This window comes from Devosia aquimaris, from assembly GCF_020169335.1.
Lineage (GTDB): Bacteria > Pseudomonadota > Alphaproteobacteria > Rhizobiales > Devosiaceae > Devosia > Devosia aquimaris.
Genome location: NZ_JAIEZN010000001.1, coordinates 1,684,734 through 1,703,453, shown reverse-complemented (window position 1 = coordinate 1,703,453; position 18,720 = coordinate 1,684,734). Strand labels below are relative to the sequence as shown.

The 18,720-nt window shown below is 63.7% G+C and carries 23 protein-coding genes and 1 tRNA gene; 15 read left to right on the top strand and 9 right to left on the bottom strand.

The window, feature by feature from the left end; translation table 11 throughout:
• Positions 1-42: 42 nt before the first annotated feature.
• Positions 43-813 carry a competence/damage-inducible protein A gene (locus K1177_RS08185; protein ID WP_224702788.1) on the top strand — a complete coding sequence of 257 codons (771 nt, stop codon included), beginning with the start codon at positions 43-45 and terminating at the stop codon, positions 811-813.
• A gap of 80 nt (positions 814-893) precedes the next feature.
• Positions 894-1,391, top strand: a complete 498-nt coding sequence (gene gpt / locus K1177_RS08180) for a xanthine phosphoribosyltransferase (protein ID WP_224702787.1) — start codon at positions 894-896, stop codon at positions 1,389-1,391.
• A gap of 254 nt (positions 1,392-1,645) precedes the next feature.
• Here gpt and K1177_RS08175 read toward each other — a convergent pair whose 3' ends face one another.
• Positions 1,646-3,007 (bottom strand): tetratricopeptide repeat protein, encoded by a 1,362-nt coding sequence (locus K1177_RS08175; RefSeq protein WP_224702786.1) that lies wholly within the window; start codon positions 3,005-3,007, stop codon positions 1,646-1,648.
• A 691-nt stretch (positions 3,008-3,698) separates the two neighbouring features.
• Between K1177_RS08175 and K1177_RS08170 the strand changes: the two genes are divergently transcribed.
• The 4 genes from K1177_RS08170 to K1177_RS08155 all read left to right on the top strand — a co-directional run bounded on the left by K1177_RS08170 (position 3,699) and on the right by K1177_RS08155 (position 5,026).
• A complete protein-coding gene (locus K1177_RS08170; protein WP_224703714.1) occupies positions 3,699-3,908 on the top strand; it encodes a sunset domain-containing protein in 210 nt (69 codons plus the stop codon).
• Positions 3,909-4,256: 348 nt separating this feature from the next.
• Positions 4,257-4,342: transfer RNA gene (locus tag K1177_RS08165), tRNA-Leu, on the top strand.
• Positions 4,343-4,358: 16 nt separating this feature from the next.
• A complete protein-coding gene (locus K1177_RS08160; protein WP_224702785.1) occupies positions 4,359-4,739 on the top strand; it encodes a RidA family protein in 381 nt (126 codons plus the stop codon).
• Entirely contained in the window at positions 4,739-5,026 is a 288-nt protein-coding gene (locus K1177_RS08155; RefSeq protein ID WP_224702784.1) for an ASCH domain-containing protein, read from the top strand. The genes K1177_RS08160 and K1177_RS08155 overlap by 1 nt, the downstream gene beginning before the upstream one ends.
• A gap of 6 nt (positions 5,027-5,032) precedes the next feature.
• Here the strand turns inward: K1177_RS08155 and K1177_RS08150 are convergent, their stop codons facing one another.
• On the bottom strand, positions 5,033-5,704 hold the full coding sequence (locus K1177_RS08150) for an RluA family pseudouridine synthase (protein ID WP_224702783.1): 672 nt from the start codon (positions 5,702-5,704) through the stop codon (positions 5,033-5,035).
• Positions 5,705-5,953: 249 nt separating this feature from the next.
• Between K1177_RS08150 and K1177_RS08145 the strand changes: the two genes are divergently transcribed.
• The 4 genes from K1177_RS08145 (at position 5,954) to K1177_RS08130 (ending at position 8,110) form a co-directional block, all read left to right on the top strand.
• Entirely contained in the window at positions 5,954-6,136 is a 183-nt protein-coding gene (locus K1177_RS08145; RefSeq protein ID WP_224702782.1) for a CsbD family protein, read from the top strand.
• 101 nt (positions 6,137-6,237) lie between these two features.
• A complete protein-coding gene (locus K1177_RS08140) occupies positions 6,238-6,774 on the top strand; it encodes a methylated-DNA--[protein]-cysteine S-methyltransferase (protein ID WP_224702781.1) in 537 nt (178 codons plus the stop codon).
• Between the two features lie 2 nt (positions 6,775-6,776).
• Positions 6,777-7,250, top strand: a complete 474-nt coding sequence (locus K1177_RS08135; RefSeq protein ID WP_224702780.1) for a CYTH domain-containing protein — start codon at positions 6,777-6,779, stop codon at positions 7,248-7,250.
• A 107-nt stretch (positions 7,251-7,357) separates the two neighbouring features.
• Positions 7,358-8,110 carry an SDR family NAD(P)-dependent oxidoreductase gene (locus K1177_RS08130; protein ID WP_224702779.1) on the top strand — a complete coding sequence of 251 codons (753 nt, stop codon included), beginning with the start codon at positions 7,358-7,360 and terminating at the stop codon, positions 8,108-8,110.
• Between the two features lie 51 nt (positions 8,111-8,161).
• Here K1177_RS08130 and K1177_RS08125 read toward each other — a convergent pair whose 3' ends face one another.
• Complete coding sequence (locus tag K1177_RS08125) at positions 8,162-8,704, bottom strand: gluconokinase (RefSeq protein ID WP_224702778.1); 543 nt, start codon at positions 8,702-8,704, stop codon at positions 8,162-8,164.
• Positions 8,705-8,707: 3 nt separating this feature from the next.
• Positions 8,708-9,472, bottom strand: coding sequence for a glucose 1-dehydrogenase (locus tag K1177_RS08120; protein WP_224702777.1), 765 nt, complete (start codon positions 9,470-9,472; stop codon positions 8,708-8,710).
• Positions 9,473-9,666: 194 nt separating this feature from the next.
• On the opposite strand from K1177_RS08120, the gene gndA reads away from it, so the two are divergent.
• Both gndA and K1177_RS08110 read left to right on the top strand, forming a co-directional pair.
• Entirely contained in the window at positions 9,667-11,085 is a 1,419-nt protein-coding gene (gene gndA, locus K1177_RS08115; protein WP_224702776.1) for an NADP-dependent phosphogluconate dehydrogenase, read from the top strand.
• A gap of 68 nt (positions 11,086-11,153) precedes the next feature.
• Positions 11,154-12,464, top strand: a complete 1,311-nt coding sequence (locus K1177_RS08110) for a chloride channel protein (RefSeq protein WP_224702775.1) — start codon at positions 11,154-11,156, stop codon at positions 12,462-12,464.
• Here K1177_RS08110 and K1177_RS08105 read toward each other — a convergent pair.
• The 4 genes from K1177_RS08105 to K1177_RS08090 all read right to left on the bottom strand — a co-directional run bounded on the left by K1177_RS08105 (position 12,440) and on the right by K1177_RS08090 (position 15,844).
• Positions 12,440-12,922, bottom strand: a complete 483-nt coding sequence (locus K1177_RS08105; protein WP_224703713.1) for a GNAT family N-acetyltransferase — start codon at positions 12,920-12,922, stop codon at positions 12,440-12,442. The genes K1177_RS08110 and K1177_RS08105 overlap by 25 nt on opposite strands.
• Positions 12,900-14,243, bottom strand: coding sequence for a TCR/Tet family MFS transporter (locus K1177_RS08100; RefSeq protein ID WP_224702774.1), 1,344 nt, complete (start codon positions 14,241-14,243; stop codon positions 12,900-12,902). Before K1177_RS08100 ends, K1177_RS08105 begins: the two co-directional genes overlap by 23 nt.
• A 146-nt stretch (positions 14,244-14,389) precedes the next feature.
• Positions 14,390-15,589, bottom strand: coding sequence for an FAD-dependent oxidoreductase (locus K1177_RS08095; RefSeq protein ID WP_224702773.1), 1,200 nt, complete (start codon positions 15,587-15,589; stop codon positions 14,390-14,392).
• Between the two features lie 9 nt (positions 15,590-15,598).
• A complete protein-coding gene (locus K1177_RS08090) occupies positions 15,599-15,844 on the bottom strand; it encodes a zinc-finger domain-containing protein (RefSeq protein WP_224702772.1) in 246 nt (81 codons plus the stop codon).
• Positions 15,845-15,993: 149 nt separating this feature from the next.
• Between K1177_RS08090 and K1177_RS08085 the strand changes: the two genes are divergently transcribed.
• The 3 genes from K1177_RS08085 to K1177_RS08075 all read left to right on the top strand — a co-directional run bounded on the left by K1177_RS08085 (position 15,994) and on the right by K1177_RS08075 (position 18,004).
• Positions 15,994-16,764: an alpha/beta fold hydrolase gene (locus tag K1177_RS08085; protein ID WP_224702771.1), complete on the top strand. Its 771-nt coding sequence runs from the start codon at positions 15,994-15,996 to the stop codon at positions 16,762-16,764.
• Positions 16,765-16,843: 79 nt separating this feature from the next.
• Positions 16,844-17,671 carry a serine O-acetyltransferase gene (cysE, locus tag K1177_RS08080; RefSeq protein WP_224702770.1) on the top strand — a complete coding sequence of 276 codons (828 nt, stop codon included), beginning with the start codon at positions 16,844-16,846 and terminating at the stop codon, positions 17,669-17,671.
• Between the two features lie 114 nt (positions 17,672-17,785).
• The gene (locus K1177_RS08075; RefSeq protein WP_224702769.1) at positions 17,786-18,004 is read left to right on the top strand and encodes a DUF3126 family protein; all 219 of its coding nucleotides are present in this window, start codon (positions 17,786-17,788) and stop codon (positions 18,002-18,004) included.
• A 7-nt stretch (positions 18,005-18,011) separates the two neighbouring features.
• Here K1177_RS08075 and K1177_RS08070 read toward each other — a convergent pair whose 3' ends face one another.
• Positions 18,012-18,689, bottom strand: a complete 678-nt coding sequence (locus K1177_RS08070) for a hypothetical protein (RefSeq protein ID WP_224702768.1) — start codon at positions 18,687-18,689, stop codon at positions 18,012-18,014.
• Positions 18,690-18,720: the final 31 nt, after the last annotated feature.

Here is an 18,720-nt window from a genome sequence, read left to right as displayed (position 1 = left end):
TCATGCTCCCTTCTCTAGGCCCTTCAGCCACGGAACATCGACATGTCCAGCGCCCCGTCCGTCACTGCCGCCCTGATCGTGATCGGCGACGAAATCCTCTCCGGCCGCACCAAGGACGTCAATATCGGCGCCACCGCGGATTTCTGCACGGACCTGGGCATCGACCTCAAGGAAGTGCGGGTGGTGAGCGACGAGACCGACGACATCGTCGCCGCCGTCAACGCCCTGCGCGCGCGCTACACCTATGTGTTCACCACCGGCGGCATCGGGCCGACGCATGATGACATCACCGCCGATGCGGTGGCCAAGGCCTTTGGCGTCGCCCTGCCGATCAATGCCCAGGCCCGCGAAATGCTCGAAGCCCGCTGGCGCCAGACCGGCACCGAGGTCAACGAAGCGCGGCTGCGCATGGCCCGCATTCCCGAGGGTGCCGATCTCATCGTCAATTCGGTGAGTGCGGCACCCGGCTTCCGCATCGGCAATGTGCATGTGATGGCCGGCGTGCCGATCATCATGCGGGCCATGCTCGAAGCCATTGCTCCCACGCTGCAGGGTGGCAAGAAGGTGATGTCGGTGACCGTCTGCGCCGCAGTGGGCGAGGGCACCGTAGGCGGGCCGCTGGGTGAGCTGCAGGCGCAATATCCTGACGTCAAGATGGGCAGCTATCCGCAGATGGGCAAGGACCGGGTGATGACCGAGCTGGTGCTGCGCTCGGCCGATCCCGATCGCCTTGCCGAAGCCGCCGAGAAAGTGCGCGCCATGGTCGATGCCGCCCATGCCAAGGCCGGGGTTGCCGCGCCTGCACAAGACTGATTGGCGCGGCGCGCGGGCTTTGCTACACAACGGCCTTCCAATTTCAACCGGGCGGGTAGCCTCGGCGCAGGAGAAGTGTTTTGAGCGAAGCCAACCAGAAGTCGTTCCCGGTGACCTGGGACCAGTTCCACCGTGACAGCCGGGCGCTGGCCTGGCGGCTGGCAAGCCTGGGGCCGTTCGACGCCGTGGTGGCCATCGCCCGCGGTGGTCTCGTCCCCGCCGCCATCGTGGCGCGTGAGCTCAATATCCGAACCGTCGAGACCGTGGCCGTCAAGAGCTATGACCACCAGAACCAGGGCGGCATCAAGGTGCTCAAGGAGATCAGCCAGTCCGTGCTCGATCTGGCCAAGAACGGCGCCAAGGTGCTGATCGTGGACGATCTGGTCGACACCGGCTCCACCGCCCGCGTCGTCCGCGACATGCTCCCCGGCGCCCACTTCGCCACGGTCTACGCCAAGCCCAAGGGCCGCGAGATGGTTGACACCTTCATCACCGAAGTCAGCCAGGACACCTGGATCTTCTTCCCCTGGGATCTGGACGTGGCTTATGTCGCGCCGATTTCGGGCGGGACGGACTGAGGGAAGACACCAGATTCTGCCTCCCCCGGAGACGGGGGAGGCAGAGTTGGGGCTGGCCGAACCCAAGGCAAATCCGCATGCCCACCGCACCTGGCCTAACGCGTGCGCGCAGCGCTCGAAGCTGCCGGGTGGAGGCGTTTTCGAAAAGTGATAGTGTGACTTAGCCAGGTGCCAGTGTTCTGGTGAGCTGGTCGCATCTCGTTTCAACGACGCGGCTACTATGCCGCCGAGTTAGCCAGCGCTCTGGTGGGCACCTACATCGGGATTTGGTTGGTCCGCTTTAGAAAAGCGAGTGCGTTCATGGTGCCCTGTGCGTCGTCGATCATCGCCTGATCGCCATTTTCCAGTACATACGTCACATAGGCATTGGCGGTCTCAAAGTCGTTCTTGTTGCCATAGTAGAGAGCCAGCCAGAGTGCGGCTTTCAAGCTGCCAGAATTGGCAGCACTGTCGTACCAGTAGAAGGCTTTCTCTGGATCGTAGAGCGGCGCGGGATCGTCCTGGAATCGGTAGTCATATACCTGCCCGGCCGCTACCTGGGCATCGACGTGTCCGGCGTACGCAGCACGAAGAAACCAGGCGAGTCCCGCAGCATCGTCCTTCAGTATGCTGCCGCGCCCTGAAGATAGAAACACGCCCACCCTGTATTGGGCATCTGCATTGCCCAGCCAGGCGGCTTGCACGTAGTAACCGAATGCCCGCCTGAGATCGACTGGAACGCCTTTTCCGAACTCGTGCAGATGGCCCAGATAGCGTGCGCCCTGTGCATCGCCGAGGGCATAGGCGCGCTCGAAATACTCTCTGGCGCGCTGCATATCCTTCTCGACGCCATGGCCGGTCATGTAGGACCAGCCGACTAGGACAATTGCCGGGCTGTCGCCTTGATCAGCCGCCAGGCTCATGAACTGGAATGCTTCCTGATGATCTGATTGGTCTTGTGCTGCGCGGCTCAACAAGCTGCCCAGTTCGCGCTGCGCAACGGCATAGCCCTGGCTTGCCGAGAGGCGATACCAGTGCTCCGCCTTCGCCAAATCCTGTTCAACGCCATAGCCCGCCTGGTACGACCAGCCGGCTCGGTATTGAGCAAGATCCACGCCAGCAAGAGCCGCCTCCATAGTGAGAGTGGTGTAGCGCTCCAGGTCCAGCGGCAGCCCATGGTCCCCCAAATACAGGGTTGCCAGGTTTGCCTTGGCCATTGGTTGTCCATTTGCAGCAGCCCGCTTGAGCCAGCGCAGGGCGACAACATAGTCTGGCGCGATTTCGCCTTGGATGAAGGCTGTGCCATAGGCCGTCTGGGCTGGTCCGTATCCGGCCTCTGCCGATTCAAGAAGCAGCGGCAAAGCCCGGTCGAAGTCGTGCTGCTGGAGATAGATTCGCCCGAGGCGGTACAGTGTTGGCGGATCGTTCGGCGTTTCCAGGTCGGCGGCAAGGCAGGCTGGGAGTGCCGCCTTCACGTCGATCTGGTTCCAAGCGATCCCCGTTTCGCGAAAGCCTGGCTCCCAAATATAGGCGGCAAGGGCTGCACACTGGTCTTTGGCGCTTAGCTCCAAGGCGCTGGTCGGGTGGATGGCCGACACGGCAATGGAAATGCAGACTACGGCGATGCGGCGCAACATTTCGCCCTCCAGATCTAGATTGTTGGCTGGGTGCTGCCTAAGCCACACAACTGCCCACGGTTCCGTCATCCAGCCCTGCGATAGACGTGCGGGCCTCGGCCTCGATTTGGTCTCGTGCGAGGGGCGCGACGTTTTGGTGCCACTCGCTCTGTCGCGCCTTGGCCCTGCTGATCGGCGCATGCCCAATGTCAAATCTCAGCGAGCCGCTCAGAACGGGACGCGCCAGGCAAATCGCTTCTGCAGCAATCCAATCGCGCTGGTCTGCCTGTGGCACGCCGATACTGAATGTCATCGTCAATAATGCAATAAACGCATGTCTAAAATTTAACATAAATGGATCGTCCAGCAATATTAATGCCCCTAATGTCTTCGGGTTGCTGTATAAATCAACTGTGACCTAGGGCCTTGGTTAAGGCTGGGGTGTCGCTACGCCGGCCTTCTGCCGCCGCTGTAGTCGATTTCTCTGTGAAGGGGGCTCGGGGGGCAGGCAAACCGGCAGGGTCTGGCGGATTTCTTGCTCAAAATTTCGTCTGGCGGAAAAGGCACGTGCCAGCCACCGGGTCTTGTCATGCCGGATCGAGCATCGCAGCGGACACGACTTGCCGCCTGCTGCCCGTCATGCTGAAATCGCCCCCGGAGTATTTTGATGACCAGCTCGTCTTTTGTCGCCACGGCACTTGTCTGTGCCACGATGGCACTTGTGACGCCAAACGCCGCCACCGCCCAGGAATCGCGCACCTGCAACATCAAGGGCAATGTGAACACGCGGGGCGAGCGCATCTATCATGTGCCCGGCCAGAAATATTACGATCAGACCGAAATCAGCGCATCGCATGGTGAACGCTGGTTCTGCACTGAGGCTGAAGCCGAAGCCGCAGGGTGGCGTAAGGCGAAGGTTTGACTGAGGCTTGGCGGCTCCCCCAACCCATTCTATCCCCCGTGTCGCACTTGCCCACCCCCCCATGCACGCGACCCCGACGCAAGGTTGGGTGGGGGCCGGGGATGGGGGCGCCTGTTCAGCAGAGGCATAGTGGGTAGCTGTGCACGGACGCTGCGCAATGGGCCTGAATCTGGGAAGACCACTGCGTGACGGGCAGTTCCTGGGTCGTTCTGTAAGTAGACATGTGGCCCAAAGGTCGCCCGTCACCGTGTCCTCGCGACGCCAAGGACCGTGCGGCGTGTTCTGCTGTCTATGCGTATGGCAAGGTCGTTGGCAGCCTGCGCTCTGCATGCTACCTGCCAAGTCACTGCGGGCGTGGTGGAATGGTAGACACACCGGACTTAAAATCCGGAGGGGGTATCCCCGTGCGGGTTCGAGTCCCGCCGCCCGCACCAGAGCGAAAGGGACACCATGATCGAAGCCATTGAGACCGGGATTGCGCCATCCTCCGTGCCCATCAGCGATGCGGTGCGCGCGGGCCAGCAGGTCTGGCTGGTGGCCATTGCCGAGGATCCGGTGAGTGGCGAAATCGTCGATGGTGGCATCGAGGCGCAGACGCGGCGGTGTCTCGACAATCTCGATATCGCCATCCGCGCCGCCGGTGGCACGCTTGCCAACCTGGTCATGCTGCAGATCTTTCTCATCGACGCCGCCGATGCACCGGGCATGAATGCGGTCTATCGCGAGTATTTCACCGCAAAACCCTATCCGGTGCGCGCCACCGTGGTGGTCAAGGAACTGCTGGCCAAGGGGCTGCGCATTGAAATCACCGCCCAGGGGGTGCTCGGCTGATGCTGCTCAAGCTCGAATTGCTCGAACAGATCAAGGCCGGCCAGGTCGATCTGGTGTTCCGCCGCTGGAGCCGGCCCAGTGTCAAGGCGGGTGGCACGCTCAAGACCAAGCTGGGCGTTATGGCCATCGGCGCCATTGATGACATAGACCCCGCCGATGTCACCGGGGCCGATGCGCGGCGTGCCGGTTTCAAGGACGTTGCCGATTTCCGCAAATGGCTCGACACCATGAAGCCGGGCCACCTGTTCCAACGCATCGAAGTCGGTTTTCCGCCCGAGAGCGACTGACCGCCATCAGAACGGCGTGGGCGCCACGAAGGTCATGAATTCGCCCGTGGTGGGGTGGGTGAAGCCCAGTTCGGCGGCGTGCAATTGCAGCCGTGCGGCGGCGGCCAGCGTTTCGGCGTCGCCATAAAACACATCGCCCAGAATCACATGGCCGATGGCCTTCATGTGAACCCTGAGCTGGTGCGTGCGACCGGTGAGGGGATGCAGGCGGACGCGCGTGGCATTGGCCTCGCGCTCCAGCACGGTCCATTCGGTTTGCGACGGACGGCCGTTTTCATAGTCGACGCGCTGGCGGGGCTTGTTCTCCCAGTCGGTCGCCAGAGGCAGGTCGATGAGACCGGAGTCCTCGGCGATGACGCCGGCGACGCGGGCGATGTAGGCCTTTGTGGTCTGGCGGTGCTCGAACTGGCTGCCGATGCGGCCATGGGCGCGCTTGTTGAGCGCCATGACCAAGACGCCCGAAGTGTCCTTGTCGAGCCGATGGCACATGCCGGCGGTGGGCCAGGTCTGGCGAGCGCGATATTCCAGGCAATCCCACAGCGAGGGGTCCTTGCCCGGCACGCTGAGCAACCCGCTCTGCTTGTCGAGCACAAGAATATCGTCGTCCTGGTGGAGGACGGACAGATAGGGCTCTTGGGGGGGCTGGTAATTGGCCAGCGTGGGCATGGGACCGGGCATGGGCATGGCTCTAGCAGAGGCGCAGCAGGTTCAGCAACAGCGCGTCGGGACAGTAAAGCGGCCGGCTTTCGTGATCGGAGCAAACCGCAGGTGCCTCATTGCGGTCTTGTTCTGCGTGTCTGCTGCGTCCAACGGCAGATGAACGCAGATGTGTTGATCCAGCCCATGTCCAGTGCCGGACGATGTCGCGGTTCGCGTCGCATCGGGACCATGCACAGGACCAGACAACCCCATGAACAGGAGACTCGCATGCATAAGGACGAAGCCAAGGGCATAGCCAAGCAGGCTGAAGGCGCTGTCAAGGATGCTGTCGGCGGTCTGACCGACAATGAGAAACTGCAGGCAGAAGGCAAGCTCGACAAGGCTGCCGGCAAGACCCAGCAGAAGATCGGCGAAGCCAAGGAAGCTGTCCGCGACGCGCTCAAGAAGTAGCGTCCGCGACAATTCTGCGACCCATGCACAGGCCGCCCTTCGGGGCGGCCTTCTTTTTTGTCGGGCTGGCACGGCGCGACCGCCCATCCTATGCTCGGGCCATGGAGACCATGATATTCGATACGGCACTGGGCGCCTTCGGCATCGGCTGGACAGAGGCAGGCGTGGCCAGGCTGCAATTGCCTGGTCTGGCGCGCGACGCGCTGCACCAGCGCATCAATCGCGACGGCGCGGTACCCGGTGAGCCGAACCGGGCGGTGGCAGCGGTGATCGACCGTATCGAGGACTATGCGGAGGGGGAGGCGGTGGACTTCTCCGATGTGCCGCTCGACCTGCAGGCGGTGTCCGATTTCAACCGCCGCTGCTACGCCCTCTTGCTGCAGATTGGCTGGGGCGCGACGACCAGTTATGGCGCCTTGGCGCGGCAATTGGGCGACGTTGGCCTGTCGCGGGCCGTCGGCGCGGCCATGGGTGCCAATCCCGTGCCGCTGATCATTCCGTGCCACCGCGTGCTGGCCAGCGACGGCAAGGCGGGCGGGTTCTCGGCGCCGGGCGGGGCCGAGGCCAAGCGGCGCATGCTGGCGCTGGAGGGCGTGGAGCCGGGCGTGCCGGCCGGGCAGTTGGGGTTTGGGTTCTAGCCATGGGCATCGAGATCGAACGCAAGTTCTTGGTCCGCTCCGATGACTGGCGCGACGCGGTCACAGCCAGTTCGCTGCTGCGACAGGGCTATCTCTCGTCCAATGCCAAGGCGACAGTACGGGTGCGCAGCACCGACGATGCCAGTGCCGTCATTACGCTCAAGGGGCAGGCCCGGGGCATCGTGCGCAGCGAGTTCGAATATCCCATCCCCATCGACGACGCGCGGGAATTGCTGGCGCTGGCGGCGCCGCATGTGATCGAGAAGCGCCGCCATATCGTGCCCTATCAGGGGCTGGTGTGGGAGGTGGATGTGTTCGAGGGGCGCCACGCGGGCCTTGTGCTGGCGGAGGTGGAACTGGACAGCCAGTGGCAGAGCGTGCCGCTGCCCGACTGGGTGGGGCAGGAGGTGAGCCAGGACGACCGCTACAACAATGCAAGCCTGGCGCGCGAGGGGGCGCCCTGGGTCGCGTCCTAGCCGCGTCAAAACGTCACGAGTAAAGAAATTTTACCGAAAAATCGTTCTGCGCCATCGCATTGGCTCTTTTGGGTCCCCATATATCGGGGACAACAAAGGAGACGAAAATGGCCAAGGATTTTGATGGCAAAGTCGCATTTGTAACCGGTGCCGGTTCGGGCATCGGCGAGGCCATCGCGCTGCAACTGGGCGAGCGCGGTGCCAAGGTGGTTGTGGCCGATCTCAAGCTCGACAGCGCCGAGACAGTGGTCAAGGCCATCAAGGCGGCCGGCGGGGATGCGGCTGCCGTGGCCGTCGATGTTGGCAAGATGGACCAGGTGGAATCGGCAGTGCAGTTTGCGGTCGACACCTATGGCGGTCTCGATCTGGCCGTGAACAACGCCGGCATTGGCGGCAAGGCGGCGCCTTTGGGCGACTACGGCTTTGACGACTGGCACAAGGTCATCGACGTCAACCTCAACAGCGTCTTCTATTCCATGAAGTTCGAGATTGCGGCCATGCTCAAGAAGGGCGGCGGCGCCATCGTCAACATGGCCTCGATCCTGGGGTCAGTCGCCTTTCCGAATGCGCCGGCCTATGTCACGGCCAAGCATGGCGTTGTCGGCATGACCAAGTCGGCGGCGCTCGACTACGCCAAGAAGGGCATTCGCGTGACGGCGGTTGGCCCCGGCTTCATCGATACGCCGCTGCTTTCGGCCATGCCCAAGGAAGCCCATGACGGGCTCAAGGCCATGCACCCGATCGGGCGGCTGGGCACGGGCGACGAAGTGGCGGCGCTGACGCTGTTCCTGCTGTCCGACGCCGCATCCAACATCACCGGTTCCTACCACGTGGTAGATGGCGGCTTTACTGCGCAATAGCCCTCGCGCAGTAGCAACTGGGGCGGCCATCTTGGTCGCCCTTTTTTGCGGCTATTGCCAGCGCTTGAAGCTGCGAAGGTGATCGAGCGACTTGATCACGGTGCGGGTGATGGCCTCGACGCTGTCGGTCACCGGCACGGGCAGCACGTTCTCGCTGGCGGGGTCCGGCACTTCAAGCGTGGCGAACTGGCTGTCGAGCAGGCTGGTGGGCATGTATTCATGCTGTCGCCGCGCCATGCGCTCGCCAATGACCTCGCGGCTGCCGTCGAGATAGACGAACAGGATTGGCTCGCCAGCTTTTTCAACCAGATAGTCTCGATAGACCTTCTTGAGCGCCGAACAGGCGCCGACGGATGCGCCCTTGCGCTCGGCGGCTTCGTGCAGGGCCACGGCGAGCTTTTCCAGCCAGGGCCAGCGATCCTCATCGGTCAGCGGCGTTCCCGAGCGCATTTTCTCGACGTTGGCAGGCGGATGATAGCCGTCGCCGTCGAGGAACGGCACATGCAGCCGGCGGGCGATGGATTGCCCGACCGTGGATTTTCCCGATGAGCTGACGCCCATGGCGATGATGATGCGGGCAGGGGAGAGCGACATGGGTCAGACCGTGGCTGTAAAGGCGCCATCCACGTAGAGGATGTGGCCGTTGACGAAGGCGGCGGCAGGTGAGGCGAGAAAGACGACAGCGCCGCCCAGTTCTTCAGGCTGGCCCCAGCGGCCCATGGGGGTGCGGGTTTCGATCCAGTTGTTGAACTTTTCGTCCTTGAGCAGGGCCTCATTGAGTTCGGTGGCAAAATAGCCTGGCGCGATGCCGTTGACGTTGAGGCCATGGCGGGCCCAGTCGACGGCCATGCCGCGCGTGAGATTGGCGACCGCGGCCTTGGTGGCGGCATAGGGGGCCACCGACGGGCGCGACATGTCCGACAGCAGCGAGCAGATATTGATGATGCGGCCGGCGCCGCGGGCAATCATATAGCGGGCGACGGGCTGGCTGACGTTGAACACCGAGGTGAAATTGGTGGCGATGACCTGGTCGAATTTTTCCGGCGGGAAGGCCTCAAGGCTCGAGCGGAACTGCATGCCGGCATTGTTGACCAGGATGTCGATGGGGCCGATCTCATCCTCGATATGGGTGATGGCCTCGTTGATGCTGTCGCGGCTGGTGACGTCGAAGGCCACGGCATGAACGGTGGCGCCGGCTTCGGCGAGATCCTTGGCGGCAGCGCCCAGGGCGACGGTGTCGCGGGCGTTGAGCACCACGGCGGCGCCGGCCTCGGCCAGGGCACGCGCCATGGCCAGTCCCAGGCCGCGGCTCGAGCCGGTGACCAGGGCGCGCTTGCCGGTCAGATCGAAGGGGGATGGCATGGGGCGTCTCCGATTTGGCGGGTCTGGGATCTGCGGGATTGACCTAGCAAGAAAAACTACCATACAAGACGGCGAATTTGGGCCAAAAATGCGTGATTGCGGCTTCCGTCCGCCGCCGTATTGTGGTCAGGTTCGCCGCCGCGCGCAGCGTCGTGTGCGCATGATAGACGAAAATCCTCGGAAGGACTGCTGGTATGTCGACAGCTGATATTGGCCTGATCGGCCTTGCTGTGATGGGCTCGAACCTGGCCCTCAACATCGCCGAAAAAGGCTACACCGTCGCCGTACACAACCGCACCGCGTCGCGTATTGATGACTTTGTCGTCACGGCCAAGGCACAGGGCCTGGACGGCAAGGTCATCCCCGAAGCCGACCTGGCCAAGTTCGTTCAGGCCATCAAGGCACCGCGCTCGATCATCATCATGGTCAAGGCCGGCAAGCCGGTGGACGAAATGATCGAGGAGCTGCTGCCGCATCTGGACAAGGGCGATGCCATCATCGAGTGCGGCAATTCGCTGTTCACCGATACGCAGCGCCGCTTCGATTATCTCAAGCCCAAGGGCATCGGTTATCTGGGCGTCGGCGTTTCGGGTGGTGAAGAAGGCGCCCGTCACGGTCCCTCCATCATGGTGGGCGGCTCCAAGGAGCAGTGGCACAATGCCGAGGCCGTGCTGACCGCGATCGCCGCCAAGTTCAATGGCGAGAGCTGCTGCGCCTATCTGGGCGAAGGTGGCGCCGGCCACTTCGTCAAGACCATCCACAACGGCATTGAATATGGCGACATGCAGATGATCGCCGAAGTCTATGGCGTGATGCGCGATGGCCTGGGCATGTCGCCCAAGGATTGCGCCGCCGTGTTCAAGGAATGGAACAAGGGCCCGCTCAACTCCTATCTCATCGAAATCACCGGCCATGTGCTGGACGCCGTCGATGGCGAAACCGGCAAGCCGCTGGTCGAGCTGATTCTCGACAAGGCCGGCCAGAAGGGCACCGGCGTCTGGTCCGCCATTGCTGCCCAGCAGATGGGCGTGCCGGCAACGGCCATCGAGGGCGCCGTGGCGGCCCGCTCGATCTCGTCGCGCAAGGATGAGCGCGTGGCGGCCGAGGCCATCTATGGCAAGCCCGATCGCGCCAAGACCGACGTGACCCTGGCCGAGCTGGAAAAGGCGCTGCTGGCCGGCAAGATTGTCAGCTATGCCCAGGGCTTTGCGGTGATTGCCAAGGCATCGGAAGAAAACGGCTGGGCGCTGCCGCTGGCCACCATCGCCAAGATCTGGCGCGCCGGCTGCATCATCCGCTCACGTTTCCTCGATCAGATGAGCTCGGCCTATGCCAAGGGTGGCAATACCAACCTGCTGGTGGTGCCCGATTTCGTCGCCATCATGAAGGACAGCCACCCCAGCCTGCGCAAGGTTGTGGCCGCCGCTGCCACCGGCGAATTCCCCATGATCTGCCTGTCTGCGGCGCTCAGCTACTTCGACAGCTACCGCCAGGGCCAGGGCACAGCCAATTTGATCCAGGGCCAGCGTGACTTCTTCGGCGCACATGGCTTCGAGATCGTCGGCCGCGGCACGGACCTGCACGGCACCTGGCCATCAACGCTGGGCAAGTGAGCCTCTGAGTGATTTAAGGAAGGCGCCGGTTCACCCCGGCGCCTTTTGCATTTCTGTCTGGAAGAGTCATGGGTTCGCGCAGCTTCAAACAGGCGCTGGCATTGCGCTGGAATCGCATCTGGCTGCCGCGGTTGCGGCGACGGGCGCTGTTCATGCTGGGCGGTGTGTTGGTGGGGCTGGCGGCGGTGGCCATGGCCTTCCTGGCCGACGGCGCACAGTCCTGGTTCTTTGTGGTGGCGCGACAGTGGCCCTATCTGCCCTTGCTGGTGACGCCGCTGGGCTTTGCCCTGCTGGCCTGGGTTACCAAGCGCTATTTTGATGGTGCACAGGGGAGCGGCATTCCGCAGGTGATTGCGGCGCGCCAGTTGAGCGATCCCGGGGCCAAGCAGAAACTGGTGTCGCTGCGACTGGCTATAGCCAAGATGGGGCTGTTGACCGCCGGCCTGGCCATTGGTGCTTCCGCAGGGCGCGAGGGGCCGACCGTGCAGGTGGGCGCCTCGATCATGTATTTCCTGGGTCGCTTCGCGCCGCACCGGCAGCCGGGGTTGCTGCTCGCTGGCGGTGCGGCAGGCGTTGCGGCAGCCTTCAATGCCCCATTGGCCGGCATTGTGTTCGGCATCGAAGAGATGAGCCGTTCCTTTGAGCTGCGGACCAGCGGGTTGGTGTTGGGCACGGTGATCGTCGCAGGGCTGACCTCGCTGGCGATCCTGGGCGATTACACCTATTTCGGCCGCTCCAGCGTGACGCTGGCCCTGGGCACTCATTGGCTGGCGGTGCCGGTGGTGGGTGTGGTGTGCGGGCTGGCTGGTGGCGGATTCAGCCGCGTTGTCATTGCCTTTGCCGTCGGTCTCCCTGGCCGCGCGGGCGCGCTGGTGCGGCAGCATCCGGTCGTGTTCGCGCTGGGCTGTGGGCTGATCGTGGCCCTCTGTGGGGTGGCGACTGGCGGCGCGGCCTTTGGCACCAGCGCCGAGCAGGCCAAGGCCATTCTGGCCGGTGAAGAGGTGACGGGGCTGTTTGGCCCGCTCAAGCTGATCGCCACCATGGTCACGTCGATCAGCGGCATTCCGGGCGGCATCTTTTCGCCGTCTCTATCTGTCGGCGCTGGGATTGCCAGCCTGTTGCAGGGGCCGCTGCAGATCCCGATCGGCGCCCTGGCCATCATGTGCATGGCCGCCTATCTGGCGGCTGTCTTGCAGGCGCCGATCACGGCGGTGGTGATCGTAATCGAGATGACGGGCAACCACGGGATGATCTTCCCGGTGATGGTGTGTGCGGTGGTCGCCTCGGCGGTCTCGCGCGGCATCTGCAAGGAAGGCATCTACCACGCCCTTGCGCATGAACTGCTGCGCAAGGCTCACAAGGCGCGGAACATCACATAGCTGTCCACATAGCCGTGGACGGGGTGATTGAAGGCCTGGGGCAGGGTGCCGACGATGTCAAAGCCCATGGCCTGCCACAGGGCCACGGCGCGGGTATTGCTCGACACCACATGGTTGAACTGCATCGCACGAAAGCCCCGCGCACGGGCGTGATCGAGTGAATGGGCGCACATGGCCCGGGCAACGCCCTTTCCCTGGGCGCTTGCCGCTGTCATGTAGCCGCAGTTGGCAACATGGGCGCCGCCGCCGCGCTGGTTGGGCATGATGTAGTAGGTGCCCAGGATATCGCCGTCGCTCTCGGCCACAAAGACTTCATGATTGGCGGCAAACCAGTAGGCGGTGATGCCGGCCGGATCCAGATCGCGCTCAATGACATAGGTTTCGCCGGCGGCCAGCACAGGCGTGACGATGGCCAGAATGGCATCGTGGTCGGCGTCAGTGGCGGGTCGAATCCGGATTGCTGTCATCGTCGTCTTCATCAATGGGAGCCACTCTGACCTGGCCGGGCTGCGGCGTCTCGGGCACGTGCGGATGGTCGGCCAGGCTGGGGCGATGGCTCAGCTCGAAGCGCCAGGCGGCCACGCCGAAAACAATCAGCGACATCACCACCGCAAAGGCACAGGCGATGAACGGCGCGCCGGGGAAGTAATGACCGGTCTCGGGGCCGCTGGAATAGTAGGAGAAGATCTGCGTAGCCGCGAGCGGCCCGATGATCGTGGCGAGCGAACTGGCTGCGTTGACGGCCCCCTGCAGTTCGCCCTGGCTGTTGTCGGGTACCTGGCGCGAGAGCACGCCGTTGATGGCGGGCGGGGCGACGCCGCTCACCGTGCCGACGGCAATGAAGAGATAGAGCTGGTAGACATCTGCCGAAAACGCGATGCCCGCGAAGGCGGTCGTAGCGAACAACAGGCCGATAATGCCGACTGCCGGCTCGCCAATGCCCTTGGACAAGGGCCCGGCCAGGACAGCCTGGCTGAAGGCGAAGCCAATACCGAAGGCGCCAAGCGTGCGGCCAATCGAGGAGGAGGTGAAGTTGAACACCTCCACCGTGAAATAGCTGAAGATGGTGGGCAGCGCCTGCGTTGCCAGCTGAAGGAAGAACAGCACCACAAGCAGCCAGAGAACGGCAGGATATTTGCGCAGGGCCAGTACGGCGCCGAAGGGGTTGGCGCGGCGAATATCGAACTTGCGCCGCGAATCCCGGGGCAGACTTTCTGGCAGGACAAGCAGGCCAAACAGGAAATTGGCGAAGGCCAGTGCTGCTGCCGCGTAGAAGGGAACGCGCGGGCCGAACTCGCCCAGCTCACCGCCAAGGACGGGGCCGATGATGAAGCCCAGGCCAAACGCGGCGCCAATGAGGCCAAAGCGATGGGTTCGCTTATGCGGCGGGGTGATGTCGGCCATATAGGCTGTGGCCGTGGCCAGGGCGGCGCCGGCGATGCCGGCAATGAAGCGACCTATGAACAGATACCAGACCACCGGGGCGATCGACATCATCAGATAGTCAAAGGTGAGCCCGACCAGGGACAGCAACAGGACGGGACGGCGACCGAAGCGGTCGGACAGATTGCCCAGCACCGGCGAGAAGACGAACTGCATGAAGGCATAGACAAAGACCAGATAGCCGCCGATCACGGCGGCATCGGCGACGCTGCCGCCGGTCAGGTCCTCGAGCAGTTCGGGCAGCACCGGAACGATGATGCCCACCCCGATCATGTCGAGCAGAACTGTCACCAGGATGCAGGCGAGGGTCAGCCGTGAGCGGGTCGATGCTTGCATACTTGGTGCTTGTGTTCTTGTCGCTGGTGAGCCCGTGGATGTGTCGCGCAGTTGACACATGCCTTGCAGCCAAAGCAAGGCCGAAGGGTCAATTGAGCAGGGGCTGCGGCGCATCGACGCCACAAACTGCGCGCCTGGTCAGACATTTAGTGCGTTGCGCCGCTCGCAGCCTGAGCATCGTGTCCATAGAGCCAGGACAGGCGATCGAGATGCGCATTCGGCCCCTGGGCGGCAATGACAGAATCGCGCGCCAGGCTCATCGGCCAGGACAGGTGGAAAATGCGGCCATTGTTGAGGCTGGTGCGAGCGACGCGGCCGACGCGCGGCTGGCGCACTTCGGCATAGCGGGCAAAGGCCGTCTCTGCCGAGTCGCTGTCGACCAGCAGGGGCGCCAGCACTGCGGCGTCCTCGATACCCATTGCGGCCCCCTGGGCCTGGAAGGGGACCATGGCATGGGCAGCGTCGCCAATCAGGCCGATATGGCCGCGGTGCCAGACGGGCGTGGTGACCGTATAGAGTGGCCAGGCGGTCCAGCTGTTGCCCGCGGCGGCGAGAAGGGCCGCTAGCCGCGGACTGATCGGTTGGCCCTTGGGCAGGATCGGAGCAGTGTCCGTCTTGGCGGCGCCGGACGGGCCGCGGGCAAACAGGGCGATATTGACCTGCTGGCGGTGCGGCAGGGGGTAGCAGACGACATGGTGGTCGGGTGCAAACAGAACCGTGACCCGATCGAGCGCCAAGTGATCGCGCACCGCATCGAAGGGCAGCAGCGTGCGCCAGGCGACGCGATTGCCAAAGCGGGCATCGGGGCCCTCAAGCACCTGGCGGCGCGTCTGTGAATGGACGCCATCGGCGCCAATGAAGGCCTTGCCGCGGCTGGTGCGGGCCTCGCCTTCGGCCGTGTCGATGGAAACGGTAACGCCTCGCGTATGCGAGACAACGTCCCACTGGCGCACGCCGAACAGCACATTGATGGCGCTGACACGCCGGGCAGCCTCGTAGAGCGTTTCGACCAGGTCAGCGCGATGCATGACCACATAGGGGGCGCCAAAGCGGCTGCGCATCGCCGGGCCGAGGGCAAGCGTGGTCAGCGGCGTGTTGGCAAGTCGAGGAAAGAGGTCGATGCCCGTGGGCTCGAGGCTGCAGCCGGCGACGGCGGCATCCAGCCCGAGCCGGTCCAGCACGCGTCGGGCGTTGGGGCTGATCTGCAGTCCGGCGCCAAACTCGGAAATGCGCTCATTGCGCTCCAGCACGGTGACGCGCGCGCCACGCTGGGCCAGGGCGAGCGCCAGCGTCAGACCGCTGATGCCCGCGCCTGCGATGAAGAAGCTTTGGCCGGTGTCCGGCATGGCAGGCCCTTAGGCGGCAGTGGCGGTGTAGAGAGCCGAAGCGGGGCTGCAGGTGCCGGCGGCAAGGCGCGAGTTGAACACGTAATGCGTCGAGCAATAGGGGCAGATGATCTCGTCATCGGTGCCCATGTCGAGAAAGACATGGGGGTGATCGAAGGGCGGCAAGGCGCCGATGCACTGGAATTCCCTGGAGCCAACCTCGATCCGGCGAAGACCTTCGGTATTGTGGAAGTGTGGCGTGGTGCCGTGTGCCATCGAAAAGAACCCGGTGCGGTGTTGATTTGGCCGGACCTTATTCCAAGGCCTGAGGCAAGGGAAGGCTTGCGCGGGCAATCAGGTATTGATTTGTCGCGGCATTCCCGCGCACACAGGCTCCGATCAGCCGCCTGCCGATGGAGAAAGTCATGCCCACCTTCCAGTCTGACGGATTGACCCTGGCCTATGAGGCTGCGGGCAATGGGCCACCGGTGCTGTGCATCCATGGCTTTGCCTCGAGCGGACAGGTCAACTGGATCGACACCGGATGGGTGGAGACGCTGGTGGGGGCAGGCTACACGGCCATAACGCTGGACAACCGCGGCCACGGAGGCTCGGAAAAACCCTACGATCCCGAGCGCTATCATCCCCAGTCGATGGCCGAGGACGCCGTTGCGCTGCTCGACCATCTGGGAATCACCCGGGCGGCGCTGCTGGGTTATTCGATGGGCGCCCGCATCGCTGCCTTTGCCGCCTATGCGCATGAGGATCGCGTGGCCTGCGCCATCTTTGGCGGCATGGGTCTCAATCTCATCAATGGTCTGAGCGACGGCAATGACATCATCGCCGGTCTGCGGGCGCCGTCGCTGGATGGGCTGACCCATCCCACGGCACGCCAGTTCCGCATCTTCGCCGAGCACACCGGCGCTGACCGCGAGGCGCTGGCGGCCTGCATGGAAACCTCGCGCGACCCCATGGCGCGGGCCGATGTGCGGCGCATCGAAGTGCCGGTGCTGGTCGCTGTGGGGGAGGCCGATGTCATGGCCGGGGCACCCGAGCCACTGGCCGAGCTGCTGCCGCATGGCGAGGCCTTCGTCATCCCCAAGCGCGACCATATGCGGGCCACTGGCGACAAGGCCTTCAAGGCTGCTGCGCTGGCCTTTTTGAGCAAGACCTTCGCCGCGCACAGCGTTTCGTGAACCAATCGCATCGCCGGACCTTTGAAACGGCGATGAAAATGGCCTATATCGTCTGCCTACGATACGGCAGAGGCCAGACATGACCACCCAGGCAAAGACCCCCGTCAAGCTGCAGTCGGTTGATCCCGTCTGGGAGGCCGTACGCGCCGGCGCGCAGCAGATTGTGAGCAACGAGCCGTCGCTGACCAATCTGGCCGTGTCGGCGATTCTCAATCACGACAGCTTTGAGCAGGCGCTGGCGCATCGACTGGGTGCACGGCTGCACCACGAAGATGTCTCTGCCGATCTCATCCGCCAGGCCTTTGCGGATATCCTGGCTGACAATCCCGAAATCGGCGCCGTGGCGCGCGTGGACCTGGCGGCGACGCTGGAACGCGACCCTGCCTGCCACCGGGCAGTGGAGCCACTGCTGTTCTTCAAGGGCTATCAGGCCATCCAGACCCATCGCTTCGCCCATGCGCTTTACAAGGCTGGGCGGCGGGATTTTGCGCTCTATCTGCAGAGCCGCTCGAGCCTGGTCTTCCAGGTCGACATCAATCCCGCCGTGCCCATGGGCAAGGGCATCATGCTCGACCATGGCACGGGGCTGGTGATCGGTGAGACGGCGGTGGTGGGCGACAATGTCTCCATGCTGCAGGGCGTGACGCTGGGCGGCACCGGCAAGTCCGACCAGGACCGCCACCCCAAGATCGGCAATGGCGTGCTGATTGGTGCGGGCGCCAAGGTGCTGGGCAATATCAAGGTGGGCGATTGCTCGCGCATTGGTGCGGGTTCGGTGGTGCTCAAGGAAGTGCCCCCGCGCATGACCGTTGCCGGCGTTCCGGCCAAGGTGATCGGGGAAGCCGGCTGCGCGCAACCGGCGCTGGTAATGGACCAGATGGTGCTGGTCCACGACATGAACGGCTGAGGCCGCAAGCCAGCACTGCGCGTTGTCACCGCTAAAATGGCTGATTTCGGGGGTTGTGCGGGCGCTGGCGGTGACTAGATTGCCGGCTCAACGCAAACAGCAGGACATGTGACAGTGAAACAACCCGAGATCCTCAAGCTGCAGAAGTTCCTGCAGGTGAAGTTCAACAACAAGAACATCGACGTGCGCCCGCGCGCCAAGCTCGACGACTCGGTGGAAGTGTTCATCGGCGATGAATCGATCGGCCTGATCCATGCCGACGATGAGGACGGCGACAAGTCCTACATCTTCAACATGTCGATTCTGGATATCGACCTGGACGATATCGACTGATTTCCCGCTACCAGGCGCCGATCGGTTTGAGCCAGCGCTCCATTTCGGTATCGAACTGACGCCACGATTGCAGAACCGTGGCGTCGAACGCATAGACGGCGGCAATGCCGCTGGGCAGATAGACGGTCCGCACGCATTGGCGGGCCTGGTCTGCCTCCACCGCATCCATGCATTTGGCGACAAAGGGATTGGGCGAGATGGCATCATACCAGATGCTTTCGCTCCGATAGCCTTCGGACTGCTGCATGGGCTTGCCCACCAGGCCCGGCACGCCTGACAATGTCGCCTCACCAAACTGGTGCAGATAGACCCGGTCGAGTAGGCTGGCGCTAGTGCTGGCGCGGCTGCGCGGCAGCAGGGTAACGTCCACCGGCAGCGGCGTGACCCCGTCTGCCGCCGTCAGGACCACCTTGAGGTCAATCTGGTTGGTGAAGCCGTCCCGAATCTGCTCGCCATAGCGGAACCAGCGCGTCGGGATGTGCAATTCGCGCCCGGCGATGGTCTGGGTGACCGGCTCGCCATCGGTCAGCGCCGGCCTGGGCAGCGTCGTGGCGCGGCCCAGTTCGTCCACCAGATAGGCCGCCCCAACCGACAACAAGCCCACCAGCACGGCGATGCCGGCCAGGTTATAGGCCAGGCCCGAATGGTCGTGACGCGCCCGAACAGGGGCGGAAGGCGTGCTCATGGCCGGTGTTAACCAGTATCGGAGACGGAGA